Origin of the sequence: Aurantimonas sp. C2-5-R2, from assembly GCF_036549495.1 — a bacterium.
GTDB classification, from domain to species: domain Bacteria; phylum Pseudomonadota; class Alphaproteobacteria; order Rhizobiales; family Rhizobiaceae; genus Aurantimonas; species Aurantimonas coralicida_A.
Window position 1 is genome coordinate 50,367 of record NZ_JAZHLJ010000017.1, and the last position, 16,756, is coordinate 67,122.

At 64.0% G+C, this 16,756-nt stretch carries 15 protein-coding genes, 1 tRNA gene and 1 pseudogene; 5 read left to right on the forward strand and 12 right to left on the reverse strand.

Translation table 11 applies throughout. The annotated features are described in order from the left end of the window. Window positions 1-66 precede the first annotated feature (66 nt). Window positions 67-645, reverse strand: a complete 579-nt coding sequence (gene pyrE / locus VQ044_RS10315; protein WP_327647344.1) for an orotate phosphoribosyltransferase — start codon at window positions 643-645, stop codon at window positions 67-69. Between the two features lie 596 nt (window positions 646-1,241). On the opposite strand from pyrE, the gene VQ044_RS10320 reads away from it, so the two are divergent. The 4 genes and pseudogenes from VQ044_RS10320 to VQ044_RS10335 all read left to right on the forward strand — a co-directional run. Then, a complete protein-coding gene (locus VQ044_RS10320) occupies window positions 1,242-1,793 on the forward strand; it encodes an RNA polymerase sigma factor (RefSeq protein WP_327647359.1) in 552 nt (183 codons plus the stop codon). A 306-nt stretch (window positions 1,794-2,099) separates the two neighbouring features. Beyond that, window positions 2,100-2,942: an HAD family hydrolase gene (locus tag VQ044_RS10325; RefSeq protein ID WP_327647345.1), complete on the forward strand. Its 843-nt coding sequence runs from the start codon at window positions 2,100-2,102 to the stop codon at window positions 2,940-2,942. Beyond that, complete coding sequence (locus VQ044_RS10330; protein ID WP_327647346.1) at window positions 2,932-5,442, forward strand: glycoside hydrolase family 65 protein; 2,511 nt, start codon at window positions 2,932-2,934, stop codon at window positions 5,440-5,442. Before VQ044_RS10325 ends, VQ044_RS10330 begins: the two co-directional genes overlap by 11 nt. Window positions 5,443-5,574: 132 nt before the next feature. Beyond that, window positions 5,575-5,826 (forward strand): annotated as a pseudogene (locus VQ044_RS10335) (hypothetical protein); the annotation flags it as partial. A 2-nt stretch (window positions 5,827-5,828) separates the two neighbouring features. Here the strand turns inward: VQ044_RS10335 and VQ044_RS10340 are convergent. The 6 genes from VQ044_RS10340 to VQ044_RS10365 form a co-directional block, all read right to left on the reverse strand. After that, window positions 5,829-6,398 carry a lysophospholipid acyltransferase family protein gene (locus VQ044_RS10340; protein ID WP_327624848.1) on the reverse strand — a complete coding sequence of 190 codons (570 nt, stop codon included), beginning with the start codon at window positions 6,396-6,398 and terminating at the stop codon, window positions 5,829-5,831. Between the two features lie 1,171 nt (window positions 6,399-7,569). Beyond that, window positions 7,570-7,645, reverse strand: a tRNA-Lys gene (locus VQ044_RS10345). A 122-nt stretch (window positions 7,646-7,767) separates the two neighbouring features. After that, entirely contained in the window at window positions 7,768-8,229 is a 462-nt protein-coding gene (locus tag VQ044_RS10350; RefSeq protein ID WP_327624127.1) for a PilZ domain-containing protein, read from the reverse strand. Window positions 8,230-8,438: 209 nt separating this feature from the next. Beyond that, a complete protein-coding gene (ilvC, locus tag VQ044_RS10355; RefSeq protein ID WP_327624128.1) occupies window positions 8,439-9,458 on the reverse strand; it encodes a ketol-acid reductoisomerase in 1,020 nt (339 codons plus the stop codon). Between the two features lie 11 nt (window positions 9,459-9,469). Continuing rightward, the gene (locus VQ044_RS10360; RefSeq protein WP_327649678.1) at window positions 9,470-10,099 is read right to left on the reverse strand and encodes a TetR/AcrR family transcriptional regulator C-terminal domain-containing protein; all 630 of its coding nucleotides are present in this window, start codon (window positions 10,097-10,099) and stop codon (window positions 9,470-9,472) included. 188 nt (window positions 10,100-10,287) lie between these two features. After that, window positions 10,288-11,034 carry a pyridoxine 5'-phosphate synthase gene (locus VQ044_RS10365; RefSeq protein WP_327624129.1) on the reverse strand — a complete coding sequence of 249 codons (747 nt, stop codon included), beginning with the start codon at window positions 11,032-11,034 and terminating at the stop codon, window positions 10,288-10,290. Window positions 11,035-11,328: 294 nt separating this feature from the next. Here VQ044_RS10365 and VQ044_RS10370 point away from each other — a divergent pair, with 294 nt between their 5' ends. After that, on the forward strand, window positions 11,329-12,951 hold the full coding sequence (locus VQ044_RS10370; RefSeq protein WP_327649676.1) for a hypothetical protein: 1,623 nt from the start codon (window positions 11,329-11,331) through the stop codon (window positions 12,949-12,951). 103 nt (window positions 12,952-13,054) lie between these two features. On the opposite strand, the gene VQ044_RS10375 is transcribed toward VQ044_RS10370, so the two are convergent. The 5 genes from VQ044_RS10375 to VQ044_RS10395 form a co-directional block, all read right to left on the reverse strand. Then, on the reverse strand, window positions 13,055-14,182 hold the full coding sequence (locus tag VQ044_RS10375) for an ATP-dependent DNA helicase (RefSeq protein WP_327624219.1): 1,128 nt from the start codon (window positions 14,180-14,182) through the stop codon (window positions 13,055-13,057). 89 nt (window positions 14,183-14,271) lie between these two features. Then, window positions 14,272-14,607, reverse strand: a complete 336-nt coding sequence (locus VQ044_RS10380) for a nitrile hydratase accessory protein (protein WP_327624131.1) — start codon at window positions 14,605-14,607, stop codon at window positions 14,272-14,274. After that, entirely contained in the window at window positions 14,597-15,271 is a 675-nt protein-coding gene (gene nthB, locus VQ044_RS10385) for a nitrile hydratase subunit beta (protein WP_327624132.1), read from the reverse strand. The genes VQ044_RS10380 and nthB overlap by 11 nt, the downstream gene beginning before the upstream one ends. Then, the gene (nthA, locus tag VQ044_RS10390) at window positions 15,268-15,921 is read right to left on the reverse strand and encodes a nitrile hydratase subunit alpha (RefSeq protein ID WP_327624133.1); all 654 of its coding nucleotides are present in this window, start codon (window positions 15,919-15,921) and stop codon (window positions 15,268-15,270) included. Before nthA ends, nthB begins: the two co-directional genes overlap by 4 nt. 44 nt (window positions 15,922-15,965) lie before the next feature. Next, complete coding sequence (locus tag VQ044_RS10395; RefSeq protein ID WP_327649674.1) at window positions 15,966-16,559, reverse strand: LysE family translocator; 594 nt, start codon at window positions 16,557-16,559, stop codon at window positions 15,966-15,968. Between the last annotated feature and the right edge of the window lie 197 nt (window positions 16,560-16,756).

Below are 16,756 nucleotides of genomic sequence, written 5' to 3' on the forward strand. Positions count from 1 at the left end.
CAATTATATAGGACGCGACGACGACATTCCGTAAACGGCTTGACGAGCGCCGGCCATGGTCGCGGTTCAGAGCGTCCGGCTACCGGGCTTGATCGGCGGAATTGCGGCGAGTTCGGGCGGCAGAGCATCGGCCGGATAGGCCGGGACCGCATGTTCGGCCAGCGCGACCAGCGGCACGCCGACATCGGCTTTACCGGCGGAACGATCGATGATGCAGGCCGCCGCCGCGACCTCTATTCCCAGATCCTCCAGGCACGCGATGGTCTCGCGAATCGACAGCCCGGTTGTGACGATGTCCTCCACCACCACGACGCAGGAGCCGCGCGGCACCTCGAACCGGCGGAGCTTGAAGACCCCGCCTTCCCGCTCGACCCATACTGCCGGCACGCCGAGATGCCGTGACGTCTCATAGGCCGGAATCAGCCCGCCGATCGCCGGCCCGACGACGTAGTCGATGCGTCCAGGGACGTCCGCCCGAATCCGCTCGGCCAGGGCACGGCACAAACGCTCGGTCAAAGGCGGATGCATGAACACCCTGGCCTTCTGCAGAAATACTGGACTGCGCAGGCCGGACGTCAGGATGAAATGGCCTTCGAGATAGGCTCCGGCCTCGCGAAAGATCGCAAGCACGTCGTCGCTGGTCATATCGCCGCTGCTCCGTATTCGGCCAATTCCCGCTGCCGCCTATCAGGAGAACATCATACAGACAAATGGAGGGATAATTTGGTGGCTGGTGTAGGGCTCGAACCTACGAGGAGTCCGCAACACCTTTTACCAATTTTTTTCCGATGCGGCCGGTGGTTTTGATCAAGATCAAAGCCGCCTGCGCGCACTCCTTGCATGATTGATCTCAAATTGGCGCTCGGACTGCGTGCGCGACCATAGAAAAAGGCCGGATCGTTTTTTAAGCGCTGTTTCTTAGAGTCCGTTTCGAAACTCACTGCGGCGGGTTCAAAGGCCCCTCGGATGGTCGCTCCGCAATGACATGATACCCGATTTCCGCGGGTTTGGGCGTCCCGGGTGAACCATGGAGGCTGGTCTTGGCAGGGTTTCGAAACGGCCTCTTAGCGACTGAAGCGGGAAACGACCCTGTCCTCCCGACGCAGCAAATCAGGAAAGGCTTTGGAAGATGTTCGCAGCGGATCGCCGAAGTCTCGCACCCAATGTGAAGCCGGTTCAGCCCAATGATGCTTATGTGCCGGTAATGCCGGTCGTTACCGCTGCGCTGGCTGATCATCGTGGTGAGTTTCTGCGCTATCTCCTGCGCCCGCCTCGGGGACAGGGATACGGCGGAGGACGTGCTTCAGAACTTCTGCTTGCGGGTAGTTTCCAGCAGCGTCGACCTCAGAAAGAGTGAAGGCGTGATTGCTTGGCTTTATACGGTGCTGCGGTCTGCCCTCACGGATCACTACCGACGGGAGGCCGCGCGACGGCGGCGGGAAGGCAGCTATGCGCGGGAGCAGACCACGCTGAGCGAAAATCCTGACGAAATCGATCTCGAAGATATCCCTTGCGAATGTTTTCGCGAACTCCTCCCCGCGTTGCGGCCGGACTATGCGGTGATCCTGCAACGGGACGATTTATCGGACGAACCCCGCGAAAAGACCGTAGCGAATCTCGGCATTACACCTGGAAACGCCAGAGTCCGGCTGCATCGAGCACGCCAAGCTTTGCGCGAAGCAATGTACGAATGCTGCGGCAGCTGTTGCGAACATGGTTTCAACAGTTGCACATGCGGCGACCGCCACCACTCGACTGGTGCGACAGAGATGAGCCAAGTCGCCTTTTCCTGACCGATTGGATCGCCTGCTTCGGCCATAATACCGCGTCGAATGCCTCATCGCGGAGCTGTGTCCGCCGATCGGTGCTTTGGGCCCGGTCGTTGAGGTGTCTGCACGTGGGGAAGCCCGGTGTCCGACGATCGCGACTGTGTGTCATTTGGGCAAGAGAGGCCTCGGCGCCGACATGACTGCTGGTCTGTCGAAAGTGCTGTAACGCCGCGCATGGTGTTCCGTCTGTTGTGAACCAAGGCTAGCAAGAGACATCACGCGTCGACGCATTCGACGTCGTTTCCTGCGTTTGCCGCAAGGGTCATTGGCATGGAAAAGAAGGTCGACACGATGGGCTATGCGCAAAGTCCGCGACGTGAAGACGCCGCCTGGCGGGTCGAGGATTTTGACGCCGCGATCTTCGATCTCGACGGTGTGGTCACGCGGACAGCCCGCGTCCACGCTGCCGCCTGGAAGCGCCTGTTCGACGAGTATCTGAAGCGGCGGGCTGGAGCGACAGGAGCGCCGTTCCGCCCATTTCTCGATGACGATTACCGGCGCTATGTCGACGGCAAGCCGCGCTATGACGGGATAGAGAGCTTTCTGCAATCGCGTGGCATCGCGCTTCCCCCTGGCGCGGCCACAGATCCGCCCGATCGTGAAACCATCTCCGGACTCGGCAACCGCAAGAATCAGTATTTTCATAAGAGTTTGGAGAAAGACGGCGTCGAAGTCTTCGAGAGCAGCGTGGCGCTAATCCGCGAGCTGCGCGCACGCGGCGTCAAGACGGCGCTCGTCTCGTCCAGCCGCAACGCTCGTGCCGTCCTCGCCGCCGCCGGGCTCACGGATCTCTTCGACGTCTGTGTGGACGGCACCGACGCACACCAGCTCGACCTGAAGGGAAAGCCGCGGCCCGACATCTTCCTCGCCGCCGCCAAGGCGCTCGGCGTTCCGCCGAAACGAGCCGCGGTGTTAGAGGATGCGATCAGCGGCGTCCAGGCCGGTCGCGCCGGCAGCTTCGGCCTGGTTGTGGGTGTCGACCGGGCGGATCAGGCAGCGGCCCTGCGCAAGGCCGGCGCCGACATGGTCGTAGCCGACCTCGCCGCCTTGCATCTGCCGTCCCCCATGCCATCGGCGGGGCCCGCATCGATGGAGCGGCGCGATGGCCGATAGCCGCTGGACGCTCGTGTATGAGGGCTTCGAGCCGGCGCAGGAAGGTCTCCGCGAGGCGCTCTGTACGCTCGGCAACGGCTATTTCGCGACACGCGGCGCGGCGGACGAGAGCGCGGCCGACGATGTCCACTACCCCGGCACCTATCTTGCCGGCGGCTATAACCGCTTGTCCACCGACATCGCCGGCCGCATGGTCGAGAACGAGGACCTCGTCAATCTGCCGAACTGGCTGCCACTGCGCTTTCGCCCCGAGGACGGCGACTGGATCAACCTGCGGCGCGTCGAAATCCTCGCCTATCGGCAAGAGCTCGATCTCGGCGGCGGCGTACTCGAACGCAAGGTGCGTATCCGCGACGACCATGGCCGCGAAACGTCCCTCCTCAGCCGCAGGCTGGTCCACATGGGACGACCGCATCTGGCGGCGATCGCGATCACGCTACTCCCGGAGAATTGGTCGGGCCAGCTTGTCGTGCGGACCGCCCTGGACGGGCGCGTCATCAATGGCGGCGTCGAGCGCTATGGCCCACTCGCCAGCAAGCACCTCGTGCCGCTTGAGACGCAAGTGCTGGGAGATGACGGCATGCTGCTCACCGCCGAGACGAGCCAGTCGCGCCTGCGGATCGCGGAAGCGGCGCGCACACGGATTTTCGAGGGCGACGATGCGCTCACCGTCGCGTGCGAGAGCCACGAGGAAGAGGGCTATGTCGGACAGGAACTGAGATTCGCGGTCGCGGAAGGAATATCCGTCACGATTGAAAAGACGGTGGCGGTCTTCACCTCGCGGGACCGGGCGATCTCCGAGCCGCGCCAGGCCGCGCTAAAGGCGCTTGAACAAGCCGAGCGCTTCGACATGCTTCTGGAATCTCACAGGCGTGCATGGCGCGCTTTATGGAACCGCTGCGACATCGCCATCGATCAGGGCTCGCGCACGCAGATGATCCTGCGGCTGCATGTCTTCCACCTTCTACAGACGGTCTCCCCCAACACGGTTGATCTCGATGCCGGTGTGCCGGCGCGCGGCTTGCACGGCGAAGCCTATCGGGGGCATATTTTCTGGGACGAGCTGTTCATCCTGCCGTACCTGAACTTTCACCTGCCGGAAATCAGCCGGGCGCTCTTGCTCTACCGCTATCGGCGGCTGCCCGAAGCACGTCGGCTGGCGCGCGGGGCAGGTTACCGCGGCGCGATGTATCCTTGGCAGAGCGGCTCGAGCGGGCGCGAGGAAACCCAGACCCTGCATCTCAACCCGCGTTCCGGACGCTGGACACCCGACAACACCCATCTTCAGCGCCATGTCAGCGCCGCCGTGGCGTGCAATGTCTGGCGCTACTGGCAGACGACCGGGGATCTTGCGTTCCTGTCCTGGTACGGCGCCGAGATGCTGATCGAAATCGCCCGCTTCTGGGCGAGTATCGCGACCTACGACGAAGCCTCCGGCCGCTACCAGATTGGCGGCGTGATGGGACCGGACGAGTTCCACGACCGCTATCCGTGGCGAGACACGCCCGGCCTCGACAACAACGCCTACACCAATGTGATGGCGGTCTGGGTTCTGCGCCGCGCCGCGGAGGTTCTCGATCACGTCGGGGTCGAACGCCGTCGCGAACTCGAACACCTGCTTGGGCTAACAACCGAAGAAACCAACCACTGGAACGACATCGCCCGCAAGATGCGGCTGGTGTTCCTCAAGGACGGGATTATCGCCCAGTTCGAAGGCTACGGGGAACTTGAGGAGCTCGACTGGGAGGTCTATCGCGAGAAATATTCCGACATTCACCGGCTCGACCGAATCCTGGAAGCGGAAGGCGACACCGTCAACCGCTACAAGGCCTCGAAGCAGCCCGACGTCCTGATGCTGTTCTACCTGTTCTCCTACGACGAACTGCACGAACTGATCACGTCGCTCGGCTATCCGTTCGAGCCGGACGCGATCCAAAAAAATATCGATTACTACGTCCGGCGCACATCGGACGGCTCGACGCTGAGCCGGGTCGTTCAATCCTGGGTTCTCGCTCGCGGCGACCGGAGCCGATCCTGGGATCTCTTCGTGACGGCCCTCGAAAGCGATATCTCCGACATCCAGGGCGGCACGACCGCCGAGGGTATCCATCTCGGCGCAATGGCCGGCACGGTCGACCTCGTCGAGCGTGGCCAGACGGCGCTGGAATTTCGCGACGACACGCTGTGGATCAGTCCATGCCTACCGACGAAGCTGCAACGCTTGCGCCTGAAGCTGCTCTATCGGGGCGATTGGCTCAATCTCGATGTCGGCTGCGACAGACTGACCGTCTCCGCGCCACATGGATGGCACGGCCCGGGAAAAATCGGCGTCCGAAACCAAGTGTATCCGTTCAAGGCCGGCGCCGTCCTGGAATTTTCCTGCGAGGTCACCCATGGCGGCTGGCGGCCAGTCTCGCTAGCGGAGGTACCCGATCCGGATGACCGGCCGGACGTCGATGCAACGACCGCGTCAGAACATCCCGGAGACACACAGCAATGAAGTCCGTCGTATTCGAAGCAGAATCCCGTGAGATTTCCTTCTTCGAGACGTTGAAGGGCTCGCACGACCTGGTTCTCCTCTCCCCGCCTTTGCGAAGGAAAACTGCTCTCCACTTTCGCGCGGCAAGTCCATACGACGACGACGCCCTTCGACATGGTCGTGCTCAACGAATTGGATCGCTTCCATCTGGCGATCACCGCCATCGAGCGGCTGCCGGATCGCGGCGGAGCAGCGGGCGAGGAAGAGGCCCAGCAATTTCGCCAGCGACTTGCGACGCATCGCGCCTATATCGTCGACAAGGGCGAAGGCATGCCCGAAATCCGCGACTGGATGTGGCCATCCAGATCCGATGCCGGAGACGGCCATGGGAGACAACAACGCTGAGTCTAGCCGATCCTCGTCCGCTCCGCTTCGAGGGCCGCTTCGGCCTTGCGACTGAATTCCGCGGGCGGATGGCCCGGTGAAATAAGTGGCAAGTATGAAACCACGATCGTACCGCTTCGCTTATAGGGCTGGCCGGGGCCCCAGAATTTCCCCGAATTGACCGCCACTGGCAGGACCGAGGTGCCGAGCTTGGCGTAAAGCAGTTCGACGCCGCGCCTGAACCGGATCGGCTCCACGTCCGACTTGCGTGAACCTTCCGGGAAGATGAGCACCGAGCGGCCGCTGGCAAGCGCTGCCCGACTTTGTTCGAGCATGGTCTTCAGGGCTCTTGCGCCTGTCTCGCGATCAATGATGATCATCGGGGATTTTCTCAAATACCACGACACGATTGGAATTCGCAGTAATTCCTGCTTCGCGATAATCGCGACGTTCGGGACGAGAACAAGAAAGGCAAGCGTCTCCCACGTGGATTGATGGTTGCAGATAATGAGGCAGGGCTCATGCGGAATGAACTCCCGACCGCATTCGACATACCGCAATCGGACCACATATTTCAGTCCGACCAGCGCCATGCGGACCCATAGACGTGTCGCCGCCCTAATGGGTCCGGGAGGTGATCCGGCTGCCCACAATACCAGTCTCCCGATCGCGAACGATGCCGTCCAAATGGCAAAAAGCCCATCGAAAATTTTCGACCTCAGCTTGGGGATGCTCATGCTGCGACCCACGACCTCCTACCCGGCAGGTCAGCAACGTGATGCGTGGCCGAACCGCTCACGTCGAGCTTGAAGGCGCGGAACAATCCGCAGCCGTTACTGTCGCGCGCTTTGAACGTTGTGTCGTGCTCCAGCCAGGCGATCCTATATTTTTTCAATGAGTTCCTGGCCTGACATCGCATTTGGAGAACTTGTGACACCGTCGTATCGCCTCTTGAGGTCGACGGAACGCCCGTAGTCGTTACCGAGGAACCAGCGAAGCTGCGCTCCCGTCTTTTCGGTACGCCGCCTAAAATTGCTCGTGAACCAACCGCTTCCCGTCCGCGGCATGCATGCGAGCCGTCCGTGCCGCTATCCCGCCGAGGTCGGGGATCGCGGCGTCGAAGTCCTCGACTCGCAATTTTGTATCGCCCATAGCCGATATTCCGCGTTGCCCATCGTGTCTACATTCCACTTCCAAGCGGACGATCCGCCCAACGACACGGCCGAATGAGGGGTGGGAGCCCGAGTGCCCGATGTGTGTATTGCCGGCATCACGACATAAAAGACGGAGCGTCATATAAAGCGTTACGGGCCGCGATGGCGAGATGCGAGCATCGCGTCGAGGAAGACAGCAGCTGGCATGACCGGGTCTGCCGAAAGCTGTGAAACCGACGACCCAAAGTCCCTTAGAGTCCGTTTCGAAACTCACTGCGGCGGGTTCAAAGGCCCCTCGGATGGTCGCTCCGCAATGACATGATACCCGATTTCCGCGGGTTTGGGCGTCCCGGGTGAACCATGGAGGCTGGTCTTGGCAGGGTTTCGAAACGGCCTCTNCGCTCCGCAATGACATGATACCCGATTTCCGCGGGTTTGGGCGTCCCGGGTGAACCATGGAGGCTGGTCTTGGCAGGGTTTCGAAACGGCCTCTTAGCCATTTCTGCGCTACGCGGATTACGCACCAAGGCCCCATGTAGCTAGTCTCACGGGCGGAATATCCACCAGCGCGCAAGGATCGTGTTCCAGCAGGTGGCGCCAGGAAGATATTTGGTGGGTGATGTAGGGTTCGAACCTACGACCCGCTGATTAAGAGTCAGCTGCTCTACCAACTGAGCTAATCACCCACGACGCCGAGGCGTTCGGTAGCGGCTATATAGAGAGCGCCCGAGAGCCTGTCCACCCGTTTGTGGACCGGTTGCCACGGTTTTCGAGAGATGCCGCGGTCCCTAGGGGCCATGGCGCGATGCTACGACGCGGGATCGGTCCTGGACCAAGCGAACAGGCTTGAGAGCGCCGGCGGAAGGATTTCGGGCTCGATCCGGCGGATGCCGGGGGTCGACGCCGATTCGTGTTGAACCGAGTTCAGTTCGTCCAACGCCGCCGACTGACTCGCGACGGCCGCCTCCCTGTCGTCGTCCTGCTCATCCGCGATGTCGAGAAAGCGGATTCCCGCGAACATCGCCCGCCGGTAGACCAGGCGAGCGGGACGGGCGTGCTGGTCTTCTCCGACCCGAATTTCGAACGCCTTCGGCAGGTGCGCGGCTTCGTCGATGGTCAACAGCGCCCCGGTCGCCGAAAGATTGCGCACGATGCAATCGAAGGTCGAGAAGCCGCCGTTGAAGATCACCTTGGCGCGTTTGAGCGTCCGCATGCGCTGGGCGACGCGGCGTTCCGATCCATCGGGTTCGAGTTCTGGGAGCGCTGCCATGATGGCCTCCGGGACAATCTGCAAGCGGAATTATCCCAGACAGTCCTTTGCAAATGCTGAAGCCGGCCGGGACATTTTGACATTGTCGATCATGGCCGTTCGCCGCTCGGCTAGGAACGACACCTCTCGCAACGCTAAACGACGATGGCCGGGCAACCTCGTTGCCCGGCCATCCGATCTTCGATTCGGCGCGATAGGCGCGGGTCGAGCTAGTTGCGGGCCTTGTCGACCAATGCGCCGGACTTGATCCAGGGCATCATGCCGCGCAGCTTTTCGCCGACTTCCTCGATCTGGTGATCGTCGTTGCGGCGGCGGATCCCCTTGAAGCGGGCCATGCCGGAACGGTATTCCTGCATCCATTCGCTGGTGAACTTGCCGGTCTGGATGTCGTTCAGGACGCGCTTCATCTCGGCCTTGGTTTCGGCGGTGATGATGCGCGGGCCGGAGACGTATTCGCCCCACTCGGCGGTGTTGGAGATCGAGTAATTCATGTTGGCGATGCCGCCCTCATAGATGAGGTCGACGATCAGCTTGACCTCGTGCAGGCACTCGAAATAGGCCATTTCCGGCGCATAGCCGGCTTCCACCAGGGTCTCGAAACCAGCCCGGATCAGTTCCACCAGGCCGCCACACAGGACCACCTGCTCGCCGAATAGATCGGTCTCGCACTCTTCCTTGAAATTGGTCTCGATGATGCCCGAACGGCCACCACCGACGCCGCAAGCATAGGACAGCGCCAGATCGAGGGCGTTGCCCGAGGCGTCGCGATGCACCGCGACGAGGCACGGAACGCCGCCGCCCTTCTGGTACTCGCCGCGCACCGTATGACCGGGGCCCTTGGGCGCGATCATCACCACGTCGACCGTGTCCTTCGGCTCGATCAAGCCGAAATGCACGTTGAGGCCGTGGGCGAAGGCGATCGCCGCGCCGTCGCGAATGTTCGCGGCGATCTCGTCCTTGTAGATGTCGGCCTGCAGTTCGTCCGGCGCGGCCATCATCATCAGGTCCGCCCAGCCGGCCGCTTCGGCCACCGTCATCACCTTGAAGCCGTCGGCCTCGGCCTTCTTGGCGGTCGCCGAGCCCTGACGCAGGGCGATGGCGACGTCCTTGGCGCCGGAATCCTTCAGATTGAGCGCATGGGCGCGGCCCTGGCTGCCATAGCCGATGATCGCAACCTTGCGGGACTTGATGAGATTGAGATCGGCATCCCGATCGTAATAGACGCGCATGTCGTGTCCTCCTAGTTGATGTCTCCGGCCACGATCGGCCGGTTCTCGTCCGCCCCGTAAAGGGCGAAGAACTGATCCGCGGCGCGCTTGGCGTCGCGGTCGATATCGGCAGGGCGCAAATCAAGCGGTTCGCCGAGCAGAAGTCGGATCTGGACGTCGCGCACGACCAGACCGAAGAAGGTCCGGAAGGCGGCATCGACATCGTCGAAATCAAGAATTTCGGCCGCGCGCCCGGCCGCCAGCGCCGGCTTCAGCCGCCGGGCCATCGCGAACGGACCATTGTTCAGAACGATCGCACCGAGATCGGCGGTCTGGGAGCCGGCTTCTGCGACCGCGAGCCGGTTGAGCGCGACCGAGGTCGGCCCGGAGATTACCGTCAGCCAGTCGCGTGCGAATTGGGCAAGGTCGGAGTGAAGCTGCTGGCGCGTGTCGCGCCCGGTTCGGGCCGGAACGCCGCGCACCTTGGCCGCCTGCCAGCGGACGGTCGCGGTCAAAAGCCCGTCACGGTCGCCAAACCATTTGTAGAGCGTCTCCTTGGAACAGCTCGCTGCCCGCGCCACCGCCGCCATGGTCAAGGGACGCCGCGCCGCCACGACGAGGCCGAGCGTCGCATCGAGGACGTCGCGCTGGCGCGCCGTCATCGTGTTGCTGTCGAGATCCTCTATCGTCTGCACCCGCGCCACCCGTCCTGCTTGTGGTTCGCTTGCCCATCAGCCGTACCGTAACGTACGGTACGGCTATTTAGCGGCAATGGCGGCAGGGATCAAGCACCCGCTGAAAGGACGTCGGCAATGGCCCTGTGAAAGCCCTGCGTCACGAGAGCATCGGGTCAGGCATCCTGCCCGCAGGCGTGACAAAACCGGCGCACGGTCTCGGCCATACCGAATTCCAAAGCGTCGGCGGTCAATCCGTGGCCGATCGAGACCTCGGCGAGGTCGGGGATGCGCGCGACCAGCGGCGGCAGGTTGGCGACGGTCAAATCGTGCCCGGCATTGACTCCGAGACCGGTCGCCAGCGCCGCGTCGGCGGTACGCCCGAGACGCTCGATCTCGCGCGCCGCCGCGTCCGGATCGTCATGGGTCGCGCCATAGGGGCCGGTGTAGAGTTCGACGCGATCGCAGCCCGTTGCGGCGGCGGCCGCCATCGCTTCGGGTTCGGGGTCGGCGAACAGCGAGACCCGGGCGCCCTCGCCCTTCAACGCCATCACGATCGGCCTGAGAAACGCCGCCGCGGCAACGAAATCCCAGCCATGGTCGGAGGTCGGCTGGGAAGGATCGTCGGGGACCAGCGTCACCTGCTCCGGCCGCGCCGCGCGAACGAGTTCCAGGAACTCCGGCGTCGGATAGCCCTCGATATTGAACTCGGCGCCGGGAAATTCCGTATCGATCAGCCGGCGAATGTCCGGCAGGTCGGAAAAGCGGATATGCCGCTGGTCGGGACGCGGATGCACCGTCAGCCCGTGCGCGCCTGCCTGCAACGCGATCCGGCCCAGCGCGGTCACGCTCGGCCAAGGCAGGTCGCGCCGGTTTCTCAGCATGGCGACGGCGTTGAGATTGACGGACAGTTCGGTCGGCATGGCGGTCTCGCTCGGCGGCTAGAGCATCGGACCGAAAAGTGGATCCGGTTTTCGGATTATTCCGATGCTCAACCAAAGTGATAGAGCGTCCTTTGTGCGTCCGGATGGAAGCACTGGCGCTCTATTGCCGGCTCGGTAGCATAGAAGACGAAGGCTGTCCCTACTGGTGCCCTGCTCCCCGCCGAGCTCGGGTGCAGCGCGACACCACTGCGCTTGTTCGCATTGACAGGCCGGGGGCTCCCGACCCTATTCTGAAATCTCGGCGTTTTGCCGATGGTTCTGTGGGAGGACATGATGGGCGGCTCGAGATTTATCCCGATCCTGATCGCAGGCCTTGTGGGCCTGATCGTCGGCTGGTGGGCGGCGCCCGACTTCGATGAAGCCAGCGAAACCATGGCGGGGCAAATCGAGGAGCTGAAGGCCCCGATCGGTCAAATCCAAACCAACGTGGACGCGTTGAGCACTCGCCTCTCCGAACCGGCCCCCGACACTGGCGATACCGCGGCGACGGAAGCAGTCAACGCGCTGGGGTTGCGCTTCGACCAGCTGACGAACGAACTGCAGAGCCGCACCGACGCGATCACGCAGGCCGTCCAGGAACAGGCCGGCCAGGCCGCCGGCGGCGCGGCCGCCAAGCTGGACGAAATTGCGACCCAACTGAAGAGCCTCGAAGAGCGGATTGCGAGCGGCACGCCGCAGCCGTCGCCCTCCGAGGTGGCCGCCACGACGGCGACACCCGGCGGCGATCCTGCGGCGCTGGCAGAACAGATCGGCGCGTCCGGCGCCATCCTCCTGCCCGGTCAGGCGGCGATCTTCGGAGGCTACACTGTGCGGCTGACGGCGATTTCGGTCGAAAACGGCAGCGCGACCCTGGTCGTCAGCGATGGCGAAAACCAGGAGGTCGCGACGGGCGAGGCAATCAAGGTCCGCGAGACCTGCGAGGTCAGCGTCGCCGGCGTTACTGCCGGCGCGGCCTACCTCGCCGCGCAAGGGTGCGAGCAGTCGGCCGAGAGTGCGCCGCAGGCGGCAACGGCGCCGGAAGCTCCCGCCGATGGCCAACAGGCCGCGCGAGCCGCCACCGAAACGGCCCCCACGGATGGCGAGCAAGCAGCTTCGACCGGCGGTGAACAGCCGGCTCCGGAGACTGACGCCCAGGCAGCAGCGCCGGCAGAGCAGCAGCAGACCACTGAGGCGCCCGCTACTCCAGCAGCCCAGCCGGAAGGCCAGCAGCCGGCCGAACCCGTTAGCGCCTCGCAAAGCGGTGACGGCAACTCCGCCAGCGTGCCGACGGGCGGCACGGCCGTCTTCGGCGACACCCGCGTCTTCGTTTCGGCCATTGGCGAGAGCGACGCCTCGCTCTTCGTCGCCGGCAAGGGCCGCCAGACGGTCGCGACCGGTTCGGCGCTCGACGCCGGCAATGGCTGCATGGTGACCGTCGCCGGTATCGAGAATGGTCAGGTGCAATTGACCGCTGAGGGTTGCGCGAGCGGCGATTCCAGCGAAGGCCAGGCAGCAGCCGCGAGCGATGGCGCGCAACCCTCCGCCGCGGCGGACGCCGAGACGGCGGCCCCGACTGCCGAAGAACAGCCCCCCGATGCAGCGGACAACGGTGCAGAGGCTGCGCCGGCCGCTGACACCGGCGAAGCCACGACACCCGCCGCCGATGAACCGGCGGCTCCGACAGGCGGCGACACGGCCGGTTCGGCATCCGGCCTGACGACCGGCCAGACCGCGACGTTCGGCGAGAAGAAAATCTTCGTCTCGGCGGTCAGCGACTCAGGCGCGACGCTCCAGGTGATCGGGGGCGATCGGCAGCAGGTGGAAACCGGCGGTGCGATCGATCTCGGCGATGGCTGCGTGGTCACGCTCGATAAGGTCGAAGACCGCAGCGCCTTCCTGTCAGCGGCGGGCTGCTGAGCCGGCCCGACGACAGCCCAATCAGCAAGAAGGCCCGCGATCACCGGATCACGGGCCTTTTTTCATGTCGCTTGGCCGTCCGCCTTCGCGACCGGGCGTCCATTTACTTGACGATCGTCAGCGTCTCCGCCGCGCGGGTGATCGCCGTGTAAAGCCAGCGCTCACGGGTTTCCTTGAAGGCCCAGCTTTCGTCGAACAGGACGACGTCGTTCCATTGCGAGCCCTGCGCCTTGTGGACGGTCAGGGCGTAGCCGAAGTCGAAATCGTCGAAGCGCTTCTTGGTCGCCCAGGGAATGTCGGCGTCCGGATCCTCGAAGGCGGCCTTCAAGAGCCGGATCTTCGCCGCGCCCTGGTCGATGTCGTCGTCGTCCGGCTTGACGATGAGATTGACGCCGGGCTTCGCTGTCTCGCGCGCGGCGGTCATCACCTGCCAGAGCGAGCCGTTGAGCAGCCCCTTCGGCGGATCATTTCGCAGACACACAAGCTTGTCGCCGGCCATCGGCAGCGGACCCTCAAAGCCCTTCAACTCGCGCAGTCGCGCATTGTAGCGCCGTCGCGTCCGGTTGGTGCCGACCAGAACCTGATCGGCGGCGAGCACCTTGTCGGTTTCCACATCGCGCTTGCCGATGATCTTGGCGGCCCCCCAGTCGCCATGCATCAGCTCCTTGCCCTCGCGGACATGCAGGGCGAGTTCGATGATCGGATTGTCACGCGCCTGGCGATGGATCTCGGTCAATAGAAAGTCGGGCTCGGCCTCGGTGAAGAAACCGCCGCCCGAGACCGGCGGAAGCTGGCCCGGATCGCCGAGCACGAGGATCGGCGTGCCGAAGGACATCAGATCGCGCCCGAGCGCCTCGTCGACCATGGAGCATTCGTCGACGATGACCAGCTTGGCCTTGGCGACCGGGCTCTGGCGATTGAGCGAAAAGGTCGGCGAGACTCGCGACGTCCCGCTCGCCTCGTCGGCGACGGTCTCCTCGCCGCGCGGCCGGTAGATCAGCGAATGCAGCGTACGGGCACTCTTGGCGCCCTTCGACCGCAACACCTGCGCCGCCTTGCCGGTAAAGGCGGCGAACTGCACCGAGCCATCGATGCCTTCGGCGAAATGGCGCGCCAGCGTCGTCTTGCCGGTGCCGGCATAGCCGAACAGGCGGAAGATCGGCTGATCGCCGTCTTCCAGCCATTGCGCGACGGCCTTCAGCGCGTCGTCCTGCTGGGGTGAGAGCTTCATGGGGGCAAATGGCAGGATTCGGGGCGACACGGCAACGACAAATCGACGCGCACTCTCGTCTTTCGACGTCTTTGCCCGGCCCCTCCGCCCTATTCCGTCCGGCCACGCCCCTCCGGATCGTTTGCCAGCACGATCGGCTGGCCATGCGGCGTCGCCCGCGCGGCGCGGCGCCAGGCGGCGGCCAGCCCCTCGACCTCTGCGGTGCCCGTCAGCCCTTTTTCGGCAAGCAACCCTTCGAGCGCGCCGAGAAAGCGCGGATAGTAATCGGACCCGTCCTCGGCCGCGTCCGACGCGTGCAGCGTTCGCCCGAGTGCTTCGGCCCATTCGGCGGCGGTGAAAACGCCGTTCTCCACGAGCGCGACCTGCAGTCCGAGAACTTCCGCCTGCCATGGCTCGGCGAAACGCTCGGGAGCGTCATTCGTCATCGTGCGGCACCGGTTCCAGATAACTTTCGAAGGCGTCGATCGAGACGGTCAGTCCCGGATCGCCATCCCTGCCCCACAACGCCGGACCGTCGAAGGCGACGGTGTAGAGCCATTGCGGCGCCTCCCCCTTGCCATGCGCGTCGGTGTCCGGAAACACATGGACGCCGTGGACGGAGTCGACCCGCCCGACGCGGCCACGGGCATAGCGCGGCAGCCGCGTGTGGCCGGTGGGATGCATCTCGATGGTGCGCACCCTGTCGCCGACAGCAAATCTGGCTGGCGTGATCGCCGGCCGGTCGACCGGAACGCCCTTGGCTAGCACCGCCGGCATGTCGGCGCCTGAGACCACGCGCTTCGGCGTCGGCGCATCGACGAGCGGCTCGCCACGATCGAGTTCGTCCTCTGTGACGAAACCATGGCGCAGCAGCAGCTTTTCAAGCGCCTTGGTCCAGATCTCGTAATAGCTCGAGCCGTAATAATCCGCCGGGTGCAGGCTTTCGCGCGCATGGCGGCTTTCGTCGATCGTCCAGGCGCCGAGCGTTCCCGCCGCAACGGTCAACCCCAGCGCACGCTTCTCCCAATCGGCGTGAAACAGCGGCTCGTTCGTCTCTGGGGCGACCGGGCCGAACCCCATCTGGCCGCCGAGATCCTGCGGGCCGTTCACTGGCCCGCACCGCTGATCGATTCCGGCGCGACGGCGAGCCCCGTCCCGATCATCGCGTCGCGCGTGACCAGATCGGCCAGTTGGTTCTCCTCCAGTCCGTCCGTCCCGGCCGGCCGCATCGGCACGACGAGATAGCGCATCTCTGCGGTCGAATCCCACACCCGGATCTTGACGTCCGGCGAGAGGCTTACACCGAACTCCTCCAACACCCCACGAGGGTCGATGACGGCACGGGAGCGATAGGGCGGCGATTTGTACCAGACCGGCGGCAGGCCGAGCACCGCCCACGGGTAGCAGGAGCAAAGCGTGCAGACGACGAGGTTGTGCGTTGCCTGCGTGTTGAATACCGCGCGCATGTGCTCGCCCTGCCGGCCGGTGAAGCCGAGCGAGGCGATCGCGGCCGTCGCATCCTCGCGCAGCCACGCCTCGAATCGTGGATCGGCCCAGGCTTTCGCCACCACCCGCGCGCCGTTGCGCGGCCCCACCTTGGTCTCGTAGGTTTCGATGATCGCGTCGATCGCGTCCCGGTCGACGAGCCCCTTGCGGGTCAGGATCGTTTCCAGCGCTTTCACCCGCGCCGTCATCGGGTCGAGATCATTGTCGTGGGCATGCCCATGATGGTGGGCGTCATCGTCGTGCGAATGGCTCATGGCCTAAAGCTAAGCCTGCCGCGCTTTCCTCGCAATATGCCTGGTCACAACAGCATCGGCACCAGGGTCAGCGCCAGGAGCACCCCCATCGCGATGTTGAACCATTTCAGCCGCGCTGGATCGGCGAGGAAGCGCTTGAGCATCACCCCGAAGCCCGCCCAGGTCGACACGCTCGGCCAGTTGACCAAGGTGAAGGCCGCGGCAACGAGCACGACCGAGAGGAACGGTCGCGCGGGATCGGTGTAGATCGCCATCGCGGTGATCGCCATCACCCAGGCCTTGGGATTGACCCACTGGAACGCCGCCGCCTCGACAAAGGTCATCGGCCGCTCGCCACCCTTCCCCTCACTCATTCGGCGGGTCGTCGCGATCTTCCAGGCCAGAAACAGGAGGTAGGCACCGCCCGCGAGCTTCAGTGCGATATGGAGTGGCGGATAAGCTGCCAGCAACGCGCCGAGCCCAAATCCGACCGCCAGCAGCAACAGGCAGAACCCGCCGGCGATGCCGCACATGTGCGGGAAGGTCCGCCAAAAGCCGAAATTCACGCCCGACGCCAGCAGCATCAGATTGTTCGGCCCGGGCGTGATCGAGGCCACGAAGGCAAAGGCCAGCAGCGCGAGGAAGACGTCGGGGTTCATGACAATCAATCTTCAGGTCGGCTTTACTATCCTCTCGATCGGGACAGTCGTCGCGACCCAAGCGCCTGTACTCAACGCTTTGTGGCCTCACATGGGGAGGCTCAGGTCTTGCCTATCCGGTTGTTACCCACGCCCACTAAATGTGGGGTGCGCCCATTCCCCGGAGTAAAGCCCGTCAAAGGTCGGCGCAGCTGCCT